The following is a 21635-nucleotide window of genomic DNA, read 5'->3' on the forward strand; positions in this document are numbered from 1 at the left end:
TGAAGACCGCTAGAAGTCAGTCACACCTGAATCCACTCTGAAACTGAGCCTCCAGACCAAAAAAGTAAAAAAACCGGGTCGGACTTCTCCGACCCGGCGAGGTTACTCAGCTTGCCACGGCGCAGGTTTGCGCCTGTCCTACCGAGACGCTGATTTGCTGTCCATTCACATTCACTGGGCTGGACTGGCTTACAGCCAGAAGCCACCTACTCCTACTGATTCTGGCTCAGGTACTTCTCCAACACCGCCTTGTCGCCACCGCCGTCCCCCGCCACCTGCCACAGCCGCCTCTCGATACCTTGCGCCAAAAGGTGCCCCACCGCCGCCTCGATCGCCGAGAGCACGCACAGTTGGGCCGGTTCGTTGGTGGTGTAGCCCACCTCGGCCTCGAGCAGTTCCTTGAACTCGATGAACTTGAACACCCCGGCGCTGCGCCCGACCGAGTAGATGGTCTTGCTGGTCATGACGTTGGCCAGCACCTGCCCGGTGCGCACGTCGACCGCGCGCAGGTTGACGGTGACCTGGTCGACCCGGTACTCGCGAGAGGCGCCGATGCCCAGGTAGCGGGCGCCCTCCCCGCCGCTGCGTACATTGGTGTCGTAGGCGATGATGCCGCCCTCGAGCATCAGGTTGGCGGCCTGCAGCGGTGGCAGCTCGCTCTGGATGTTGGGCGCGACGTCGGGCTTCTTCTGCGAGGCACGGATGATCTTGCGCTCGGTCAGCAGGTTCTGCAGGCCTTCGCGTTCGAGCACCACGAACCAGCCGCTGGCATTGAGGGCATCCATCAGCATGCTCGCCGCGCCCTGGGTGACGCTGGTGGAGAACGAACTGGCCGGGGTCGGCTTGTACTGCCCGGTCTGGTCGCGAAAGCCGTACACCACCGCCATCAGCCGTCCCTTGGGCCGTGGCATGTTCAACAGGTCGTAGTAGGTGGAAGCCCGAGGCGTCAGGGTCGGCGTCTCGGTGTCCTGTTCGGCGGGCATCGGCTCGCGCAGGCCGCAGCCTTGCAAGGTGGCGAGGATCAGCAGTGTGCTCAGCAGGCGTTTCATGGTCGTTCTCCCCTATTGACCCGTCCCTCTCAGGGGTTCAGGCCGCTGACCTCGATGATCGAGACTTCGCCTGTGGCACGGTCGGTGACCTTGATGCTCAAGGCGCCGGAATCGTCGATGACGTCGATCAGGAATGAGTCGGTGGACATGCTGCCGGTGGTGCCGTTGCTGATGTTGTCCAGCAACTGCGACAGCAGCCGCGACTCGAGCTGGTTGCTGAAGCGCTCCAGGGCCGAGGTGCCGCTGAACGAGGTACGCTTCTTCAGGTCTGGGTCGTCGTAGTCGTTCTGCGCCTGGGCGTTGTTCAACAGCCAGGTGCCGTTGAGCGGGTTGCCGCCGAACGCCGGGTTGACCGGCGTGTACACCAGCTCCGTGGCCTGGGCCAGGCCCGCGGCGGCGCCGGCCAGCAGGCAGGCGGCGATACAACGGGGAATGCGGTTGTTCATAGCTCGTCCCTCTCCAGATCGGTGGTGTCCTGTAGCAGGCGCTGCAGCTTGCGCTGGATGATCTGCTGCTTGACCAGGTCGGCGGCCGCGACGGCCTCGTCTTTGAGTTGCGTGGTGTTGGGCGGCAGGAAGCGCCGGTACAGCACCTCGCGTTCGTACTCCACCGTCACCAGGCTGCCCCAGCGAGCATCGGGGCGCTCGCGCACCACCAGGTTGAAATCCAGGCGGCTGGTGGCGCGCAGGCGGTCGGTGAAGGCGTTGTAGAAGTCGTGGCCGATGTGCGAGATGGTGTGGTCGACGATGAAACCCATCATCTCGTCCTCGGCACTGGCGCGGGCCGCACCGTTGGGTAAGGCGCCCAGCAACAGGCACAGCCAGCCGATCATGACCAGGCGTTTCATGGCGTATCTCCCGGGCCGGCATGACGGAACGTGGCGTTGCCACTCTCGGCGAAGGCCTGCTCGGCGACGAACTGCCAGTCGCTGTAGTGCTCCAGCCCTTCGAACGCGGACCACTGGGCGTCGAAGCCGGCGCGCTTGTGCGGCGTGGCATCCGAGCGGCTGTGCACGCCGGTGATGCGGCCATCGATCGAGCGCAGCAGGCCCCAGTCGTCGCTGCCCTCGATCGGGTCCGGGTAGAGCCTGCGGATGTGCCGTTTCGGCGAGGGAAAACGGTTGTCCTCCAGCAACTCGCGCAGCTCCTGGGGGTACTGGGCCAGGCCCGGTGAGGCCCGGTAGTAACTGCGCAGGGCCTGGGCGTACTGGCCGCCGACCCACAGCAACTGGCGCTCACGCTCGCGCTGGGCGGTCGCCGACCAGAGGCTGCCGCTGGCGGCCAGGGCCAGGCTGCCGACCGCGATCAGCAAGAGCACCCCCAGGTAGGTGAAGCCCGCGCAGGCCTTACCATTGGGCATAGAGGCTGCCATCACGCGCCCTCCCGGTTGCTCCGCTCTTGATATCGGCCACACCGCCAGCCACGCCCTCGGGCGGCGGCACCAGTTGCCAGGCATCGCTGCGCTCGGTGATCGGGTCGACCGGCGTATTGCGCAGGTAGCGCGCCTCCACCAGTTGCTCCAGCGACTCGGGGTAGCTGCCGGTGTCGCCGTAGTAGTGGTCCAGGGCCTCGCGCAGCACCGCCAGGCTCTGGCGCAGGGTCGCCTCGCGGGAGGCCTCCAGGCTGTCGAAGTAGCGCGGCATGGCGATGGTCATCAGGGTGGCGATGATCGCCATCACCACCAGCAGTTCGATCAAGGTGAAACCCAGGCTACGTTTCATCGCCGTCACCATTGCCCGTAGGGGATGCCGTTGAGGCCCTTGCCGCGGGCCCGGGAATACACGTCGAACACGTCCTCGCCCTGGCGCGGGTCGTCGGCACTGCTGTCGTAGGCGCGCAGGCCCCAGCCGCCCTGGTCGTCGTCCTTGGCCGCGAGCAATGGGTCGCGGGGGATACGGCGCAGGAAGTAGAACTTGGCACCCTTGGCGCTGCGCACGTCACGCACGCCGTCCACCAGCACCTGCAGGTTCGGGGGATAGCCGCTGGCATTGAGGCGCTTCTCGATGTAGCCGGCGTCGAAGGCGCGCTTGTAGGCATCGATGGCGTCGCGGATCTGGTACAGCGCCTCGCGCAGTTGCTGTTCCTTGTTGCGGCGCACCACGGTCTCGGTCAAGGGCGCGGCCATGCTGGCGAGCAGCCCGAGCAGCGCCAGGGTCAGCACCACCTCGATCAGGCTGAAACCACGCTGCGGGCGTTTCATGGCCGTGGGCTCCGGGTGGGCGGCACGACGGCCATCTGGCCTTCGGCCAACGGCGCGTCGGCGGGCGCATCGAGCGGAGCCTCGGCCGGCAGCCCGCCCGAGGGCAGCGGCTGGGCCAGTTGGCGTACCTGCAGGCTGGACTCGGTACCGGTGGCGAACTCCATGTCCGACGGGCTCTGGTACGGCAGGTTGCGCACGATGCGCGGGGTGATCGCCAGCACCAGTTCGGACTTGCTCATGTCGTCGCGATGACTACCGAACAGCCGGCCCAACCCAGGGATGTCGCCCAGGCCTGGGATCTTGTTGCCGTTGGAGCTGTGATCGTTGCGTACCAGGCCGGCCAGCACCTGAGTCTCGCCATCGTGCAGGCGCAGGCTGGTCTGGGCATTGCGGGTGTCGACCTGGACCGGGATGGTGCCCTGGCGGGTCGGCTCCAGGGGCGTGGCATTGCTCACCTCCAGGGCCACCTTGATCGCCACCTCGTTGTTCAGGTGCACGGTGGGCTGCACTTCGAGCTTGAGGCCCACATCCAGGTAGGTGATGCTCTCGGTGATCACCGGGCCCTGGGTCGAAGGCACCGAGGTGGCGCTGACGATCGGCACCCGCTGGCCGATGTGGATGCGCGCCTGCTCGCGGTTGCTGACACGGATCACGGGGCTGGCCAGGGTGTTGATGCCCTTGTCCGCGGCATTGATCTTGGCCTGGGGTGCCGGGCCGATGCTGATGCGGCTGGAGTTGATGCCGCGCAACTGGTCGAGCACGCTGACCGGGTTGCCCTGGTCGTTGAGCACGCCGAAGGTGTTGGGCCATTGCAGGCCGAGGTCGAGGATGCGCGAGCGGGCCACCTCCATCACCTCGACTTCCAGTACCACCTCGGGGTTGGACTGGTCCTGCGACTGCAGCAGCTTCTCGGCCATGCGCACGGCGTCGGGGGTGTCGCGCATGGTCAGGGTGTTGAGGCGCTCGTCGACGAACACGTCGCGGGTCTTGAGCATGGTCTTGAGCATGTTCAGCGCGGTGTTGGCGTCGATGCTGGTCAGGTAGAAGGTGCGCATGACCAGTTCCTGGTAGTCCTTGGTCTTCTGCGGCGACGCGGGGTAGATCAGCAGGGTGTTGTCGTTGACGATCTTCTGGTGCAACTGGTTCTGCTCCAGCAGCAGGGCCACGGCGTCCTCGATGCGCACCTCGCGCACGAAAATGGTGGCCTTCATGTCGGGGCGCAGGTCCTTGTCGAAGATGAAGTTGATGCCGGCCACCTGGGCCAGCACCTCGAAGATGGTCTTGAGGTTGGCATCGCGGAACTCCAGGGTCACCGGCCGCTCCAGCTTGCTGCGCAGTTGCGGGAACGGCTGGGCGGTACGCGCCTGGACGTTCTCGATGTCGCTGCGCAGGATGATGCCCTTCTGGTTCTGCGGGTCCAGGCGCAGCACTTCGCGCATGTGGCGCTCGGCACCGAACAGGTCGCCCTGACGCAGCGCCGCCTGGCCCAGGGCGACGCGCTCATCGAGGGTACGCATCAACTCCAGCTGGCGGATACCTTCCTGGGCGCGGCGGTTGTTCGGCTCGATGGTCAGCACTCGGCCATAGCCCATGCGCGCACCGCTGAAGTCATGGCGGCTACGGTCGCTGTCGGCCTGGGCCAGCAGGGCCTCGACCGCGCGCTGGCGGCCATGGGCCAGGGCGATGTTCAGCTCGGTGTCGCGCGGTTTGTCGCGCAGTGCCTCTTCCAGGCGGGCGATGCCGGCCTCGTACTGCCCTTCCTTGAACAGCGCGTCGCTGTCCTTGCGCACGGCGCTCGAGCCACAACCGGCCAAGGCCACGCACAGGGCCAGGAGCATGAACGGAGCAGGCTTGCACGACTTCGATGGCTTCATGGTGCGCTCCCGACAGACAGCGTCTGTGGCTGGTGCAGTGGCAGATAGACCAGGCTCAGCTCGGTGGCCGAGACGTGGTCGAGGCGGTAGGTGTCGTCGATGACGTCGCCCTGGCGCACGACGTAGAGCTTCTCGCCGTTCTGCAGGAACACCTGCAGGTCATCGCGATCGCCCAGGCGGCCAACGAACTGGAACGGCAGCGTCGGCGCGGTGGGCGCGACGGCGGCCACCGGGGCGGCGATCACAGGGCGTTCGGTCACGCTGGCCAGGACCTTGGGCTGGCTCCATTGCTGCACCGGGAACAGGTTTCGTGGGGCCTGGGCCGGCCCTGTCACGGCGCCTCGACGCCCCGACGAGCGCTCGCCCACGGGTTCAGCGGCGCCCACGACGCCTGTGGGAGCGGGCTTGCCCGCGAAGGGAACGACGCTGTCTTCCTGGCCGAACCAGTGCCCCGGCGCCCAGGCCAAGGCAGCGCTCAAGCCCAGAAAGCCCATCCACATCACCACGCGCTGAGTGTTCATCACGACCTCGACAGGTAGAGGGTCATGCGCAGGCGGCCATTGAGCTCGCCGTCGCCGATGCGCTTGCGTTGCAGCTCCAGGTCCTCCAGCACCAGGGTCGGCAGCGCGCCGGGCAATGCCTGGAGAAAGCCACGGATCTGTGGGTAGCTGCCGCGCACCGGCAGGACGATCTGGTAGCGCGCCAGCCGGGTCTTGGGATCGATGCCCAGGGCGTATTCACCACGGGCCAGGCTGATGCGCTCGGCACTGGCCAGGCGGTACAAGCGCTCGATCAGTTCGCTGGCCTGGGGCTGGCCGGGCAGTTGCCGGCGCAAGCCATCCAGCACCTGTTGCTCGGGCTTGGCCGCCACCTTCAGTTCGCCACGCTGCAGGCGCTGGACCTGCACACGGGCATCCGCCTCGCTGGCGCGCAGCTCGCGCACGGCCTGCCACTGGGGCAGTACCCAGGCACAGGCGACGAACAGCGCCAGCAGCGCCACCAGCACCGCGCCGAGGCCGGCCCGGCCCAGGCGAGCCAGGTGTTCATGGACGATCAGGCTAGGGACGTGCATGGCCGGTCTCCCAGGTGGCGGTGAGGTTGAAGCGCACCGGACGCTCGGGCTGGCCAGACACCACCTCGTGGTTGAGCAGCGAGACATCGTGCAACTCGGCGCTGCGCTCCAGGCGCTGGTGGTACTGCAGCATGGCCTCCAGGTTGCGCGCCTCGGCGGCGATGCGGACCTGGCCCTTGCGTGCATCGGGGGTGAGGCTGAGCAAGGCGACGTCTTCCTGGGGCTGGGCTTCGAGCATGGCGAACAGTTGCTCCCAGGGCCGTTGCAACTGCTGCGAGACGTGGCGCATCTGCGCCAGTTGCTCGGCCTGCTCGCGGCTGGCGGCGCTGCTCTGCGGCGCGGCGGTGGCCGGGCGGCGGCCGAGCTGCTGCTCAAGCTGGTGCACCCGGGCCTCCAGGTCCAGTTGCTCGCCTTGCAGCCGTTGCTGCACCAGCACCAGCAGTGCCAGGGCGCAGCAGCCCAGGGCCAGCAACGCCCAGGCCAGCGGGCTGCTGCGCCGGGGCTGGAATTCCAGGTCCAGGCGGCGCATGTCAGGCCACCGCCCGCCACATGGCGCACAGCGGGTCGCTGTCACCCGCCGGCGGGCACAGCTGCACCGCCGCCAGTTGTGGCGCCTGCTCACGCCCCGGGGCGTGCAGGTAGATGCGCGGCAGGCGCTCGCCATACAGCTCGCAGGTGCGCTCGATCAAGGCCTGCAAGGCCTGGTCGTTGTCGGCGCAGCCCTGGGCCAACACTTGCTGCCAGGCGCCCCCGGCCGCCAGCAACAGCACGCTGCGGCGCGGCTCGGCGAGGACGAACAGGAAGTCGCCCTGCTCCAGCTGGGCCAGGCTGCGGTTGTAGGCGGCCATCAGGTACGGCTGCACCGAACGCAGTCGCAGCCGGCTCTCCTGGCCTAGCGCCTGCAGCCCCTGCAGCAGGCCCTCGGGCAACGCCGTGGCGATGCGCGCAACCCCCGCCGGCTCCGCCGACAACACGATGCGCCAGTCGTCCAGGGGCTGGCCGTAGAGGTGCTCGAAGCAGGCCCGGGCATAGGCATCCCGCTCCCGTGGATGGCCAATGGCGTCGCTCCAGGGGACCAGGCAAAAACGGCTGTAGCGGGCCGACAGCAAGACCCGCAACTGGGCACCGCGTACGCCCTGCTCGGCCAGCAGCGCGGCCAGCGCCTCCAAGGGCGCGACCCAAGCCGGCTGGCCGGCTGCGCAGGCGAAGCTGCGGCTGCCCAGCCACTGGTGTTGACGTGCGTGCCAGCGACCCAGGCCGACACCCTCGGCGCCGAGCACGGCGCAATAGCGATCAGGCGATAAAGGTGACACGGTTGATCTCCTCGAGTGTGGTGCGGCCTTCGCGGACCAGGTCCAGGGCCGAGGCGCGCAGCAGGCGCAGGCCGCGCTGGCAGGCCAGCGCCTTGATCTGCGACAGGGGGCGACGTTCGACGATCATCTGCCGCAGGTCGTCGTCCAGGTGCAGCAGCTCGGCGATGGCGCTGCGTCCACGATAACCACTGCCACGGCACTGGCCGCAGCCCTGGGCGCGGACGAAGATCCAGCCGCCGACGGCCGCCCGGGTGAGGCCCGAGGCGGCCAGGGTTTCGTCGCTCGGCGCGCAGGCCTGCGCACAGTGCGGGCAGGCCAGCCGGATCAGGCGCTGGGCCAGCACGGCGTTGAGCGCGGAAACGAAGCTGTAGGGGTCGACCTGCATCTGGCTGAAGCGGCCGATCACGTCGAAGACGTTGTTGGCATGGATGGTGGTGAACACCAGGTGCCCGGTGAGCGCCGACTGCACGGCGATCTGCGCGGTGTCGGGGTCGCGGATCTCGCCGACCAGGATCTTGTCCGGGTCGTGGCGCAGGATCGAGCGCAGACCACGGGCGAAGGTCAGGCCCTTCTTCTCGTTGACCGGGATCTGCAGCACCCCCGGCAGTTGGTATTCGACCGGGTCCTCGATGGTGATGATCTTGTCCACGCCGTGGTTGATCTCGCTGATCATGGCGTAGAGGGTGGTGGTCTTGCCGCTGCCGGTGGGGCCGGTGACCAGGATCATGCCGTAGGGTTCGGCGGCCAGGCGGCGCAAGGCGCACAGGGTCTCGTCGGCGAACCCCAGGGCCTGCAGCTGTACGCCGCTGACCTGATCGGACAGGTCCTGCTTGTCGAGCACCCGCAGCACCGCGTCTTCGCCGAAGATGCTCGGCATGATCGACACGCGAAAGTCGATCTGCCGCTCGCCCACGGCGACCTTGAAGCGGCCGTCCTGGGGTACGCGCTTCTCGCCGATGTCCAGCTCGGCCATGACTTTGATGCGCGAGATGACCTGTTCGGCGAAGGCGCTGCCGCTGGCCTTGCCAGCCCCATTGAGCACGCCGTCGATGCGGTACTTGATGGTCAGGCCCTGGCCAGTCATGCCCAGGTGGATATCGCTGGCGTGCTGCTTGAGGGCATCGTAGAGGGTCGAGTTGACCAGCTTGACCACCCGGCTCTGGTCTTCGCTGATGCTGGCCAGGGACAGGCGCTGCAGCGGGTCGGCCTCGGCGCCGGGCTCGGCGTCCTGGCCGAGGGCGTCGATGGCGTGGAAGCTCTCTTCCTGGCGCGCCAGGAAGGCAGCCAGGTCCGCGGCATGGGCCAGGTACAGCGGCGCGCCCTGCAGGCAATCGTCGATCCAGGCCAGGCGGGCGTTGTCGAACGGGTCGGCGAATACGCCGATGACCTCGCCGCCACGCAGCACCTGGGCGAACTCACGTTTCAGGCACTGGGCCAGGCTGACCTGTTCGAAGACCGGCGTGCTGGCCAGCAGCCCCTGGCTGTCGAGCACCGGGAAATGCAAGGTGGCGCCCAGGCGCTGGGTGAAGGTGGCAGGGGTGTCGCCGGCAAGGCGTTCGAGGCAACTCAGCAGGCGCTCGTCACCGGCCTCGAGACGGGCCTGGGCGAGCAGTTCGCGGGGGTAGGCGCAAGGTTGAGACGTCGGCAGCGGCCCTTGCACGGGCGAGCCTGCTTCTACAGGGTATGCGTCGACGGCTGGATCGGTGGCTTCGGGCATGACCTGCGACTCCGCTCAGGGGGCGCGTCGCAGGCTGGTTCGGGAGTTCCAAAGTGGCCGCGGGCGCCGCTATTCCCCGGTGAGCAGTTGGTCGTCGTCGGGTTCGGGGGGCTTGGCGCCGTTGCGGCGGCGATCGGCCAGGACCCAGCTGCCATCGTACAACTGCAGGGGGAACGTCTCGTTCCTGTTCTGGCGTCGTTCGACGAAACCCTCGGCCTGTGTGTCCGCTGCCGCGCGCTGGCGCTCCATGCCCATCAGGTCGAACACCGCGCGGGCCAGTTCCGCCAACGGGAACGGCTTGAACAGGACATGGGTGACGCCAAGCTCGGCGGCCCGCTCACGGACCTCGGCGGTCGGGTGGGCGGTGATCAGCACGAAATGGCACTGCCTGTTCCTGCGCACGGTCTCCAGGACCTCGAACCCCTCCATATCGGGCAAGCGGTAATCCAGCACGATCACATCCGGCGCCAGGGCTGTGGCCTGGCCGATACCCGTGGCACCGTCATGGGCGACATGGACTTCCAGGCCTTGCGCCTGCAGGTAGGCCTGCAGGTTCTGTGCAAGGGTCTGCTCGTCATCGACTACCAATACTCTGTTCACCAAGGTCGACTCCCAAGAACTGCCCGGTTTCCCGGTCTGCGAAGTGCGGCCTCATACAGGCTTGAGCAGGCTTCGTGCCAGGCGTGAATAGTCATGTCGCACCGTTGTAAGTCATTGATCTGCTGGGTTGCCTCCACACTGTCCGGCGCATGCCAGGCAGGCTCCCCCCAGATGCGGGGAAACCTGATGGCCTTTTGCCCTGCGTTATCCCCCAGAAGTGGGGAAAGCCAGCTCGGCGGTGGGTCAGCGCGCCCGCTCCACCTGCGCCCCTTCACGCAGGCGTTGGCGCACCGACTGCCACGCCTGGGCCTGCAACTGCCCGACCAGCGCGGCCCTGGCCATGGCCAGGCCCTGTTCCCCTTCGACCGAAGCGTTATCACTTTGGTTCTGCGTCCCCTGCAGTCTTTGTCGATTCGCCTGATAGAAGGCCTCGACCTCGGCCTCGCTGGGCGCATCGATGGCGGTCAGCTGGGCGAACACCTGCTGGGCGGCCATCTCGTGACGAGTGTAGTCGGCGAACCCTGCCCTATCGAAGCCGGCCTCGGCCAGGCGGCGCTCGAACGCCGCGGCGCTGCCGAAGGCCCGTTCCAGCTGGTCGAGCCGCGCGGCCACCTGTGCCTCATCGACGACGATACCCCGCCGACCGGCCTCCTGCCACAGCAGCTCCTTGTCGATCAGCTGGTCCAGGGCCTGGTCGCGCAGGCGCTTGTACAGGCTCGGGCTGCGAATGCTGGCGAGCGCCCGCCCCTGTTCCTGGAGGTATTCACTGAAGTAGCGCTCCAGGCGCATGACGCTGATCTCCACGCCATTGACCCGCGCCGCCACCAAGTCGGCCCAGGCATTCGGCAGGCTACCGAGCAACAGGCACAGCAACAGGATTCGCATGGCGACCTCCATTCAAGGGGTATCAGGAATGGCCCGGTACGGGGCGACGGCGTGAAAGCGTGGCCCAGGCAGAGCCACCTGGACCACATGGGCGCCGGCCAGCCCCTGGCGCCGCCCCGGGCCGAAGCCCAGGGCCGGGGTCAGGCCGGTGTCCACGTCGTGCAGGCCTTCCAGGGTACGCACCAGTTGCTCGCGGCTGGCGTCGCGGCCCACCTGCTTCAGGGCCTCGGCCAGCAGGCGCAGGGCGCACCAGGTGCCCACCTGCAGCGACGCCTGGCGGCTGTCCAGGCCCTGGCGGCGTTGCAGGCCGGCCAGGGTGGCACGCCCCTGCTCGGTCCAGTCGCCGGGGAGGAACGGGTAGGCCAGGAACAGCCGCTGCGACCAGGGCTGCGCAAGGCCAGGCACGGCGCCAGCCACCTGGCTGGAGGCGGCGAACAGGTACGGCTGGCGCCCGGCGGCGTGCAGCGCTCCGGCAAGTTCGGCGAAAGCCTGGGCACGGCCGAGAAAGACGATGCCCTGGCCGTCCGGCGCCTGGCCCTCGAACGCCTGCGTCGGCGGTGGGGCCCAGCCGGCGCCTTGCAGGCGCTGGCGCACGGTCTCGGCGAGCGCCGCCTGCTCTGCCCCGGCATACACCACCTGCAGCCCGTCGGAGGCCAGGCCCAGGCTGTCGCGGGCATGCCTGGCCAGGCTCAGCAGTTGCTCGGGCAGGCCAGGCAACGGGTCGAAGATCTGCGGGCTGGCGCCGCTGCGCGGTGTGCTGCCGACCAGCGGCACGCCACGCCGTTCGAGTTCGCCGGCCAGGTGCGCGTCGAGCATCGGGGCCAGCGGGGCGACCAGGGCGAACACCTGCTCGTCGTCCAGCAAGCGCGCCAAGGCCTGCTGGGCGCTGTCCCGGTCCGGCCCCGGGTCGAGCGCCACCAGTTGCAGGCGACGGCCATGGAGGCCGCCCTGCTGGTTGAGCTGCGCCAGGCCATCCTCCAGGACCGCGCGCACCACCCTGCCCGCCTCGGCCAATGGCCCGTGCGTGGGCAACAGGGTGCCCAGGCGCAGCACGGCCTCCTCCACGCCGGGGTCGCGCTCTTCGGCCAGGCGCTTGAGGTAGGCGGTCAGGTTGCGCTGGTCGGCCAGGCTCAGGTCGAAGCGCGGCATGGCCGGGTCCAGGCGGTTGCCGGCCGGGTCCAGGCCATGCTGGATGGCCCGGGCTAGGCTAGCCTCGGCGTAGGCCGGGTAGCGCCGGTTGTTGACCTGGCGCGCCCCCTGCCCCACGGCCAGGCGCTGCCAGTCCAGGCTCGGCGGGCGCACGCCGCCCTCGGCGCGGCCACGGCCATCGTTGCCATGGCAGCTGGCACAGGGCAATACGCTGGCGGGCACCTGCACGTCGCTGGCGCCGACCCGTGCCAGCACCTGGGCATCGCTGCTCGACACACCCTCGCGGTATAGGCGCCTGCCGGCCTGTTCCTGCTCGTTCAGGTCAAGGGCCACGGCCGCTCCGCACAGGGACAGGCCCAGCCACAGTGCCAGCAGCCGGCCCATGGCGTTCACCGACCTGCCAGTGGCTGGGCCAGCAACTGCATGCGCTGGGCGATCGCGACGGCGGGCGCATCCGGGCGGATCCTGCTCCAGCGCTTGCCGGCCACATCGCCAGCGATCAGTTGCGTCGAATGCTGCTCGGGGCTGGGCAGGAACTGCCCGAGGCGTCCCAACACCTGTTCGACCTCGTCCTGCCCGCCGGTCAGGAACAGCCAGTTCGGCCCGTCCACCCCCTGCTTCTCAGCGAACGCCTTGAGCACCGCCGGCGTGTCGTTGGCCGGGTCGCTGCTGATCGAGACGAAGGTGACCTGGCTGGCCAACTCCGTCCCCATGGCCTCGCGCACCTCGCGCAACTTGCGGGTGATCAGCGGACAGGCGTCGGTGCAGTGGGTGAAGATGACATTGAGCATCACCACCTTGTCCTTGAGCACGTCGCTGTAGAAACGCAGCTCGCGCCCGTTCTGGTCCTTGAGCAGGGTATCGGTGAACCAGGCCTGGGCATCATGGGTGCCGCCGCTGGCCATCGGCGGGGGCGCCGGTGGCGGCGACGGCGTTGCCGGGCCATGGCCCTCGTGGGCGAGCGCCACCGAGGCGAGGATCCACAGGCAGCCGGCCAGGGCCAGCCAGTCGAGGCCGCGCCTGCTGGCGCGGCGGGTGGCCGGGTTGCTCATGGGTGCACCTCCTGGTGGTCAGGCGTGGCGGCGATGGCGGTGCTCTTGGCGTGCACCCGTCGGGCGCTGAGGCGGTTGACCTCCTCGATCAGCACCTGCGGGTCGGTGAAGCCGTAGTAGCGTGTCCACTGGCCACTGCGCCCGTCGCCGACCATGATCAGCGGCGGGTGCTGAGCCAGGTCGGCGCTGAAGCTGCCCAGGCCCTTGAGGGTTTCGCTGATGGCATAGGGCGAGCCGGTCAGCCAGCGCCAGCCCGGCCCATGCTGGAAAGCCTTGGCGTAGCCCAGCAAGCGCTTGGGATCGTCACGCTGCGGATCGACGCTGATCGACACCAGCTGGACCTCCTCGCCAACCCGCCCGCCCAGTTGCTGCTGGACCTTGGACATGATCGACGAGACCACCGGGCATACCGTGGTGCAACTGGTGTAGATGAAGCCCATGACCACCAGGCGGTCGCCCACCAGGTCCTTTTCCAGGCGTACCGGCAGGCCGTCCTGGTCGAGCAAGGCAACGTCGGCGAAGCGCACGCTGGCCTTTTCCTGGTGAGCCACCGGCACCTGCGCGGCATGGCCGGCATGCTCCTGGGCACTGTGGTCATGCCCGGCGTGGGCCAGGGCCAGGTTACTGGCCAGCAGCAGGCCGAGGGCGAGCAGCTTGGGACGATTGGCGTTCATCGCACACTCCTGGGTTCCCCTTGGGAAGCGGTGGATGCTGCGGCGGGCAAGACGCGCAGGCTGGTGTAGTTTTCTTCGGTGAATTTGCGTCCGAGCGAAGGCGACTGCAGGTGCAGGTACCAGGCACCCGCCTCGGCCAGTTGCAGCGACACCTGGTAGACCCCGTCGCCAATTTCTTCCAGCGGCAGGCTGCGCGGCATCGACGAGGGCGCCAGGAAGTAGCGCAGGCTCAGGTCACGCAGGCCCAGGCGCGGCTGGCCATCGCTGCCGAGGATGCGTACCCGGGTGACGAAGGGGTTGTGCTGTATCGCCGGCTGGTCGCTGCCGAGGAACTCGGCGTGCACGCCCTTGCGCCGGGCCGCCGCGCCAGGCACCGCCGCCACGTCGGTACTGAAGCAATGGATGATCTGCGGCTGGTTGAGCAGGAAAGCCACGTCGAAGGTCCCGGCCGCCGGCATCTTCACGGTCGAGCCGTACACGCCTGGGGCCAGCTCGCGCAGGCTGCGGTCGATGACGATCGCCGCGCGGGCCTGATGGCCACGGTTGTTGTAGCCGGACATCGGCGCGTTCATGCCCTCGGCATAGAAGTAGGTGGTATTGTCCACCGGGTTGACCACGAACACCGAGTTGTCATCGCGCGCCACCGACAGGCCCTGGGCCAACGGCAGGTCGCCGGCCTGGCGCGGTGCGGCGGCGCCGGCCTCGAAACCCTGGACGATCGGCTCGCGCCCCTCGCCCAGGCTGCCCAGGTTGATCATGCTGACCTTCGGCGAGGCCAGGCCACGCACGTAGGCATAGCCCTTGGTGAACACCAGTTGGTACGGCTCGGCCGCCACCGGGATACGGTGGATCAACCGGTCGTTGCTGGCATCGATCACCACGGCCTGGTTCTCCAGGGTATTGAGCACCACGCCGTAGCGCCCGTCGCCACTGAAGCGCATTGGCCCCAGGCCCTGGCTGGCCTTGACCGTATGGCGCAGTTGGTGGCTGCGGGCGTCGATCACCTGCACCGTGCCTTCCTTGCCGTCGACCACGTAGACCGCCTGGGACAGCGCCGAGTAGGCCACCGACAGCGGGTGCGGGCCGACCTCCAGGGTCTTGACCAAGCGCATCTCGGCGGCATCGATGACGCTCAGGGTACCGGCATCGCGGTTGCTGACGAAGGCGTAGCGCGAGTCGGCGCTGAAGGCGATCTCGTGATGCCCGGAGCCGGTGGCGAAGAACTTCAGGGTGCCGCGGCTGGGCACGTCGATCACCGTCACCCCGCCCTTGGCCGGGTCGCTGCTGTTGTTGCCCACCCACAGCCGGCGCTGGTCCGGCTGCAGGGCCACGCGCAGCGGTTGTTCGCCGGCGTCCAGGCTGGTCACGTGGCGGAAGGTCTCGGTATCGATCACCGCCACCTGGCCACGCTCGGGCATCGACACGAACACCTGCTTGTCGTCGCCGGTGGCCACCCAGTCCATGGGCCGCCCCGGCAGGTCGATGCGGGCCAGGGTGCTGGTGACGCCCCCCACCGACACCGTGGGGTCGATCACCGTCAGGCTGGCGTCCCTGTTCAGCACCAGCAAGAAGTAGCTGTTGAGGTCGAGCAACGGCCGGGCGCCGATGCTGCTCTTGAGAAACAGCGCCACGCGGGCCTTGCAACTGCTGTCACGGTCCCCGGCGGGGGCCGCTTGCGCCGGGTCCAGCCAGGCCCCCGGGGCCATGCCCGACAAGGGCTGGCCGCTACTCTGGTCGCTGACCTTGAAGCGGATGTTGGCGAAACTGCCTTCACGCAGCTCGCCGCCCTCCAGTGGCCGGGCCTCGAACTCCACGGTCACGCCATCCCGGCTGAGCCGGTGCAGGGCCTGCGGATCGGCAGGTGCCTGCAGCAGCTCGCGGGGGTCGCACCAGAGTTTGTCGTAGGCCACCCCCAGGCCGATCAGCGCCACTCCCAGCAATACCCCCAGGTAGGCGGGGCGGGTCTTCTTGTCCATGCTCACGCTCCCCCTCTTCTGTCATTGCGCCGGTGCGGTGGCCGGCGGCGCTTCGTGGGTGACCCGCAGCAGGCCCCACAGCCCCGAGACGTTGCCGTAGGCGGCGTAGTCGCGGAACAGGTAGTCCCCCGGCACGGCGTTGGCTCCCCCGGCGCTGGGCAGCATGAAACTGAAGTGCGCCGCCGGCAGCACGCTTTCCTGGGCGCCGATGTAGACCGACATCGGGTTGTAGCCAAAGCGCACCGAGCCGATGCCTGGCAGGCCCATGGGGTAGCCATCGAGGTCGTTCTTCTCGGCCTGGTAGGCGTGCAGCGGCCACAGGTGCCCGTCCAGTTGGTAGGTGATGCCACGGCTGCCGCCACTGGGCATCAGCACGTGGCTGCGCAGTGGCTGCCCGGGCTTGGCCCAGAGCACCGGGGTCTGCGGGTCGCCGCCGACCAGGTCGTTGCTGTAGGCCATGTGGGCGTTGGGCACATCGGCGAAGCCATTGCCGTCGGCGTGGCCGAAGGGTGCGTCCGGCGCCAGGCCGAAGCGCAACCACAGGGGCTCGGTCTTGTAGTTCATGGCCATGTTGCCGTTGTCCTTCGGATCGCCCGGCACACCGTTGCCCTCGGTGTTGATGCCCTCCACCGGCCGGCCATCGGCCCAGCGCATGTTCATCGCGCGTTGCCACACCGTGACGAAGTCGCGGTAGTCGGGCTGGCCGGCGACCTTGACCGTGGCCTGGGCACGGCTGGCTGCGTCCTCGGTCCAGGTGGCGCCCTGCGCCAGGATGCTCATGGCGCCGACCAGGCCTTTCTGCGGCTGCTTGATGAAGTCCGCCGGGGTCAGGTTGAGGCCGCCGAACTCGATGGCCGTGGTGTTGATGTTGTCCACCGTGCGGCCCAGTTGCAGCACCGGCTTGCCTTCGCGCTCCAGATGCCCGGCGTAGTACTGGTACACCTTGCTCGGGTACGCGCCGCTGCTGCCTGCGCGCGGTGGCACGGTCTGCACCGGGTTCAGGCCCACGTTGGCGCCGTCGGACTTGGTGATGTCGTAGGCCAGCAACTGGGCGTGCAGGCCCACGTGGCTGGACGGGCGCATCAGGTTGTTGTTGAAGGCGGTGGAGCCCTCGCTGCCGTTGCGGTCACGCTTGACCACGTGCTGCATCACGGCCGTGCTGGGCAGGTCGGGCATGACCAGCGGCAGGCGGTTCTCCAGGGTGATGCTCAGGCAGTCGCCGGCGTTGGCCCGCAGCACCAGCGGCTCCACCGGGACCCCGGCCTTGAGCTTGCCGGTGGCCGGGTCCAGGTCGGCCTTGCGCACGTACAGCACCGCGGTCGGGTCGTGCAATGGGGCGCTGTGGCCGCCGATGGTGAAGGTGGTGCCCTCCTCCTCGTCGGTCACCGTCACCTGCGGGATGCTGGTCTTGCGGCTGTTGAACACCAAGGTGCCACCGTTGGCCTTCAGCGGGCCGCCGACGTGCTGGCCGACGCCGGCCGGGTCGTCGATGCTGACCCCGTGGTTGTTCTGCAGGATGTCGTTGGCCAGGGCGGCGACGATCTCGTAGCTGCGCTTGACCGTCGGCCGGCTGCCGATGCCGTTGGGGTTGGCGGTGGTTCGCGGGCAGATGCCATCGAACGCCACGGTGTTGCGCATGGCCACCGGCTGCGGGTTGTTCGGCAGCGCGATCAGGTCCGGGCGATGGGCGGTGTAGTTGCGCATGACGCCCCAGATGCCGTTCCAGTAGCCCTCCAGTGCCGCGTCCAGGGAGTACAGGTAGTCACCGTTGGTGGCCGCGGAGCTGGAGATCATCGACACCGGTGCCATGAAGCCCATCTGCTCGGAGATGCCGACCATCTGCGAGGATTTCCACCCCGAGTTGGAGCTGCTGCCATAGCCGGAGCCGTTCTGCAGCCACTTCACGCCGTGCAGGGTGATGTTGTGTTCCTCCTCGTGACCACCGGCATGGATGCGCAGGCGCACGTTGTCGCCGGAATAGGTGCGCAGCATCGGGGTGAATGGGTCGCCCGGCTCGCTGCCCTGGTTGATGTGCGGTGGGAACAGCGTGGTGCCGCCGGTAGGCCCGACCGCCGCGGTGATCGCCGACGGCGCCAGGTTCATTGCCGGGATGGCGCGGTCGGTACGGCTCTGCATGGCGTAGGCCAGGTCGCCGCCGAGGCCATCGGCCTGCATGCCGCGCTTGCCGTCCGGGCCGACCTTGTTGGGATCGAACACGCGCAGGGCCAGCGGCTCGTTGCGGTAGTTGACGACGAACATGCCCGGATCATCCACCGAGATCGCCTGCGGGCACGGCCGGGTCGGGCAACCCGGGGCCAGGCCGCCACGCGACTCGACCACCGCCTCCAGCAGGTTGGACGCCTTCTGCCGCACGGGCGGGTTGATGGCGTAACGGAAGCTGTCAGCCGTGGCCGGATAGGCCTGGCTGTCGGGGATGCCGTCCGGGCCCGCGCCCACGTACACACCCGCCTCGTAGGCATGCTGGAAGTCGCTGTACTCGAGGAAGAACTCGCGGTAGCTGTCGTTGCGGCCATCGCCATCATGGTCGCCGGTGTGGATCACCGCCTGCCACGAGGTCGGCCCGCCATCCTGGCGCACGGCCGGGTCGTACAGCTTCTCGCCGGTCTCGGCGTGGTACCAGGTGGAGCCGGCCGGCTCGGCCAGCACGGTGGCGTACAGGCCCAGTTGCTGGTGGGTCGACGGGCCGAAGTGGTCGTGGGTGAAGATGGTACCCAGGCCACGGTCGACGTTGTGCACGTTGACCAGCGGGTCGGCGAACCAGCGCTGCATGGCCGTGCGTGCGCCCAGCCAGTCGGCCCTGCCGAAGCGGCCGAAGTACGGGTGCTGCTTGGCTTTCGGGCAGGCGGCGGTGCCCTCGCGTTCGTCACCCTCGGTGCAGCCGTTGAAGCTGCGGATGGCCTGCACGCGCTCCACCAAGCTGCCGGGCGAGAGAACGCCGTCTTCATAGTTCCAGCCGTTGGCCGAGCCGTCGGAGGCGGTCAGGTCCCACTTGGGCAGGTGGATATGCTGGCCGATCACGTCGGTCGGGGTGCGCACCTGATAGTCGTCCATCTCGTAGAACGCCGGGATCAGGTTGGTGTGCTGGTACAGGGTGCAGTCGAAGGTGTTCATGCGCATCACCAGCGGCTCCGGTGGGCGCTGCTTGGTGATGACTGGCCAGGCGTCTTCCCAGAGGGCGATGATGCGCGCCTGCGGAAAGTGGTAGCCGACCTTGTTGTACACCGCGTCGAACTGGATGTTGGCGCCCTTGTAGATGCGCGGGCGGTCGGCGGTGAAGCTGGAGCCGCCGCGGAAGTTGAGGCCGGTCAGGCTCTCGCCGCTGAAGAACTCGCCAAGCCCCGAGGCCTGGGTCAGGCGCTTGCCGCGATCGTCCATGCACGGTTCATAGAAGGGCGCGCCGGCGCTGGGCAAGGCACCGTTGGTGCGGAAGTTGCCAGGCTGCAACTGGCCGCCTGGCAGCAGGGCGAAGCTGGCGTGCTCGGCCTTGGCATGGAACAGCATGGCCGCCTGCTCGACCTCGGTGCCCTCTTCCGGCAGGTAGATCGGCTTGGCCTTGTGCACCACCTTGGAGAAGTCCAGCCGGGTGGTGGTGGTCAGGGCCTGGCCACCGGAGGAGAGGCCGTCCAGGGTGTGCCGGCTCAGGCCGCCATCCCAACCGTCGACCTGGTTCGGGTCGAGGTCGGCCCACAGGGCATTGCCACTGTCCTTGAGCTGACGGGCCAGGGCCGGGTCGAGCATGTCCAGCGGCGGGGTCGGCGGGCGCTGGCCGACGCTGCTTTCCATGCCACCGATCCAGAACGGGTAGCCGGGGTTCTTCAGGCTGCCATCGGCGTTGCGGTTGCTCTCGCTGCGATCGACCAGGGCCAGGGAGCCCACTGCGCGGGGCCCTGAGGCGCCATGCCCTGAGTGGTCGTCGCCTTCCTCGTCGTCTTCGTCATCGTCGTCATGGCCGGCGACCAGGGTCTGGGCGAGTTTCGGCACCACCGTCACCTTGCCCGGCATCGGCGCCATGGCCTTGCCGGGCAACGGCACGATCGCCGGGATCGGCGTGCCGACGATGATCTCGCCGTCCGGCAGGGCCCGGGCACCGGCAGCGGGCTTGCCGCTGCGCAGGGCGAACGGGGTGCTGTGGAAGCCGTTCTCGCTTTCGCCGCTGACCGCCAGGCGGGTGCCCTCCTCGAACACGTCGTGGACCCGCCACATGCCCCACATGCCCTGGGCGAAGTGCGGGTAGAAGTGGCAGTGGTAGATGGCATCGCCCGCCACCCGGTTGCGGTTGCCCGAACCACCGTTGGCGATCTCGTAGGTGTAGCCGACACCCGGGCCGATGCCTTGGGCATCGAGGTAATCGGAGTTGTCGTCATTGGGGTTGAACAGCCACTGGTGGCCGTGCAGGTGGAAGATGTGCTGCTCGTGGCCATTGTGGGTATTGCGGAACTTGGTGAAGTCACCGATATAGCTGTGGTGCACGTTGGACGGCTCCGACGGGTACAGGGCCATGCTGGCCTTGACCCCGGTCGCGCTGGCCGGCGGTGTTTCGCCCGGGCGGATTTGCTCCAGGCCGACGTTGGCCGGCACGTCCACCAGGGTGCCGATGTCGCCCACGGTGTGGGCGCTGAGGAAGAACTCCTCGTAGGCGCACGACAAACAGTCGTGCATCGGCCCCACGCCGAGGCGATTGGCCACCACCTCGGCGCCCATGCCGCCAGAGCCGTAGTTGATCATGAAGGAATCGCGGGTCGGCTCCAGGACGTGGCCCATCACAGGGTCGGCCCAATAGCCCGGAAAGGCCTGGGTGGCGGCCACTTCGTCAGCGAACTGCGAGGCGAAGTCGCGGAACGCCTCCAGGCGGTTGGGCAGTGCCGGGTTGCGCTTGCCGACGCTTTCCAGCGGATAGGTCGAGCGTGGGAAGCTGCCGTCGGGGTTGGGGCCCATGACGATGGCGTCGGTCTCGCTGCTGAGGATCTCGTTGCCGTCGACCATGGCGATGATCGGCTTGCCGGCCTTGCCTTCGGCGATCCACGGCTCGACCTGCGGATAGCGAGCCTCGTAGTCGATCACCGGCTGGCCGGTGGGCGCGCGACCCGTGGTGGCCAGGCGCATTTCCTCCTCGGTGAGGGTGTTGCGGTAGGTGCGGCCGCCCTTGGGCACCACCACCACCTGGCCGAACAGCCCGTTGGCCACGTTCCCGGCCCCGCCCTGGCCACCGAAGGTGGCGCCCAGGCTGGTGGCGGCGAAGGCGCCCTCGCGCTCGGCATAGAGGGTGTAGCTGCGGGTATTGCCGGGGGCGACCAGGAAGCTGCCGTTGCGGCCGGTGTTGGCGGCGATGTCGCTGATGCCGTTGACCGCCTGCATGCCGTTGACCTGGAAGCCCACGTGGCGGTCGGTCACCTGTTCGTCGGCGATGAAGTGTTCTCCGCCCGGGTGCCCGGCCTGGGCGTCGTCTTCTTCCTCGCCTTCGACGTCGTGCTCGTCGTGATCGAGGCCGTGCTTGTTGGGGTTGGCCTGGTAGGCCAGCAGGTTGGTCAGGTTGACCGTCAGGCAGTCACCGGCGGCGACCCGCAGCACGATCGGCCGCGGGCGCTTGTCCGGGCGCAGGGTGACCTTGCCGGGAACGGCGGCACCGCCCTTGGACAGCGGCACCAGGTGCTCGTCCACCACATCCTGGCGCAGGGCGAACATCATGCCGTTGGCGTTCTGCGCGCCAAGGCGGTTGAACATCAGCGGCTGGTCCAGCGCCACCACGTTGGCCACCAGCGTGCGCTGGCATTGCACCGCCGCCTCGCTGGTCGCCTGCCAGCCGAACAGGGCCAGCACGAGTGAAGTCAGGACGGAGCCTTTGAGCGGGGTCATCATGCTGCACCTCCGGGGGACACAGGGACTCTGCGAAGGGCCGGAGCAAGCGGCATGCCATAAATATTCGTGTGGTTTTTCAGTGGGTTGCGGTGACAACCGGAACGAGTTGGGGAGGATTCCCCAGTGGATTCCCCTGAATCGGGGGGCTGTGCAGGTCTTGCGGCTTGTCGCTGGGTTTGGCAGATGCTGGGGCCGCTA

At 68.3% G+C, this 21635-nt stretch carries 19 protein-coding genes; all 19 read right to left on the minus strand.

Annotated features, from left to right (window positions below; translation table 11 throughout):
* Nucleotides 1–212 precede the first annotated feature (212 nt).
* The 19 genes from ABFA30_RS15720 to mnxG all read right to left on the minus strand — a co-directional run bounded on the left by ABFA30_RS15720 (nt 213) and on the right by mnxG (nt 21437).
* Nucleotides 213–1049 (minus strand): CsgG/HfaB family protein, encoded by an 837-nt coding sequence (locus ABFA30_RS15720; RefSeq protein WP_253080086.1) that lies wholly within the window; start codon nt 1047–1049, stop codon nt 213–215.
* A 29-nt stretch (nt 1050–1078) separates the two neighbouring features.
* The gene (locus ABFA30_RS15725; protein ID WP_225790119.1) at nt 1079–1495 is read right to left on the minus strand and encodes a curli assembly protein CsgF; all 417 of its coding nucleotides are present in this window, start codon (nt 1493–1495) and stop codon (nt 1079–1081) included.
* Entirely contained in the window at nt 1492–1896 is a 405-nt protein-coding gene (gene csgE / locus ABFA30_RS15730) for a curli production assembly/transport protein CsgE (protein ID WP_225790118.1), read from the minus strand. The genes ABFA30_RS15725 and csgE overlap by 4 nt, the downstream gene beginning before the upstream one ends.
* Nucleotides 1893–2420 carry a type II secretion system protein gene (locus tag ABFA30_RS15735; RefSeq protein WP_253102349.1) on the minus strand — a complete coding sequence of 176 codons (528 nt, stop codon included), beginning with the start codon at nt 2418–2420 and terminating at the stop codon, nt 1893–1895. Before ABFA30_RS15735 ends, csgE begins: the two co-directional genes overlap by 4 nt.
* On the minus strand, nt 2395–2769 hold the full coding sequence (locus ABFA30_RS15740) for a type II secretion system protein (RefSeq protein WP_253102347.1): 375 nt from the start codon (nt 2767–2769) through the stop codon (nt 2395–2397). The genes ABFA30_RS15735 and ABFA30_RS15740 overlap by 26 nt, the downstream gene beginning before the upstream one ends.
* A 5-nt stretch (nt 2770–2774) precedes the next feature.
* Nucleotides 2775–3248: a type II secretion system protein gene (locus ABFA30_RS15745; protein WP_225790115.1), complete on the minus strand. Its 474-nt coding sequence runs from the start codon at nt 3246–3248 to the stop codon at nt 2775–2777.
* Nucleotides 3245–5122 (minus strand): secretin N-terminal domain-containing protein, encoded by a 1878-nt coding sequence (locus ABFA30_RS15750; RefSeq protein WP_225790114.1) that lies wholly within the window; start codon nt 5120–5122, stop codon nt 3245–3247. Before ABFA30_RS15750 ends, ABFA30_RS15745 begins: the two co-directional genes overlap by 4 nt.
* Complete coding sequence (locus ABFA30_RS15755) at nt 5119–5643, minus strand: hypothetical protein (RefSeq protein WP_253080084.1); 525 nt, start codon at nt 5641–5643, stop codon at nt 5119–5121. Before ABFA30_RS15755 ends, ABFA30_RS15750 begins: the two co-directional genes overlap by 4 nt.
* Complete coding sequence (gene pilO, locus ABFA30_RS15760; protein ID WP_225790112.1) at nt 5643–6194, minus strand: type 4a pilus biogenesis protein PilO; 552 nt, start codon at nt 6192–6194, stop codon at nt 5643–5645. The genes ABFA30_RS15755 and pilO overlap by 1 nt, the downstream gene beginning before the upstream one ends.
* Nucleotides 6181–6723: a PilN domain-containing protein gene (locus ABFA30_RS15765; protein ID WP_253080083.1), complete on the minus strand. Its 543-nt coding sequence runs from the start codon at nt 6721–6723 to the stop codon at nt 6181–6183. The genes pilO and ABFA30_RS15765 overlap by 14 nt, the downstream gene beginning before the upstream one ends.
* 1 nt (nt 6724) lies before the next feature.
* Nucleotides 6725–7507, minus strand: coding sequence for a hypothetical protein (locus tag ABFA30_RS15770; RefSeq protein ID WP_253102345.1), 783 nt, complete (start codon nt 7505–7507; stop codon nt 6725–6727).
* Complete coding sequence (locus ABFA30_RS15775) at nt 7488–9224, minus strand: GspE/PulE family protein (protein ID WP_253091199.1); 1737 nt, start codon at nt 9222–9224, stop codon at nt 7488–7490. The genes ABFA30_RS15770 and ABFA30_RS15775 overlap by 20 nt, the downstream gene beginning before the upstream one ends.
* A 69-nt stretch (nt 9225–9293) precedes the next feature.
* The gene (locus ABFA30_RS15780; RefSeq protein ID WP_225790108.1) at nt 9294–9827 is read right to left on the minus strand and encodes a response regulator; all 534 of its coding nucleotides are present in this window, start codon (nt 9825–9827) and stop codon (nt 9294–9296) included.
* Nucleotides 9828–10067: 240 nt separating this feature from the next.
* Nucleotides 10068–10709 carry a SurA N-terminal domain-containing protein gene (locus tag ABFA30_RS15785; RefSeq protein ID WP_225790107.1) on the minus strand — a complete coding sequence of 214 codons (642 nt, stop codon included), beginning with the start codon at nt 10707–10709 and terminating at the stop codon, nt 10068–10070.
* A gap of 12 nt (nt 10710–10721) precedes the next feature.
* Nucleotides 10722–12242 (minus strand): ABC transporter substrate-binding protein, encoded by a 1521-nt coding sequence (locus ABFA30_RS15790; protein ID WP_253102344.1) that lies wholly within the window; start codon nt 12240–12242, stop codon nt 10722–10724.
* Nucleotides 12243–12247: 5 nt separating this feature from the next.
* The gene (locus ABFA30_RS15795) at nt 12248–12910 is read right to left on the minus strand and encodes an SCO family protein (protein WP_410045664.1); all 663 of its coding nucleotides are present in this window, start codon (nt 12908–12910) and stop codon (nt 12248–12250) included.
* A complete protein-coding gene (locus ABFA30_RS15800) occupies nt 12907–13584 on the minus strand; it encodes an SCO family protein (RefSeq protein ID WP_253080079.1) in 678 nt (225 codons plus the stop codon). The genes ABFA30_RS15795 and ABFA30_RS15800 overlap by 4 nt, the downstream gene beginning before the upstream one ends.
* The gene (locus ABFA30_RS15805; RefSeq protein WP_253080078.1) at nt 13581–15560 is read right to left on the minus strand and encodes a cytochrome D1; all 1980 of its coding nucleotides are present in this window, start codon (nt 15558–15560) and stop codon (nt 13581–13583) included. Before ABFA30_RS15805 ends, ABFA30_RS15800 begins: the two co-directional genes overlap by 4 nt.
* A 21-nt stretch (nt 15561–15581) precedes the next feature.
* Nucleotides 15582–21437, minus strand: a complete 5856-nt coding sequence (gene mnxG, locus ABFA30_RS15810; RefSeq protein WP_410045665.1) for a manganese-oxidizing multicopper oxidase MnxG — start codon at nt 21435–21437, stop codon at nt 15582–15584.
* Nucleotides 21438–21635: the final 198 nt, after the last annotated feature.

Origin of the sequence: Pseudomonas sp. HLMP, from assembly GCF_046365545.1 — a bacterium.
Taxonomy (GTDB): Bacteria; Pseudomonadota; Gammaproteobacteria; order Pseudomonadales; family Pseudomonadaceae; genus Aquipseudomonas; species Aquipseudomonas guariconensis_B.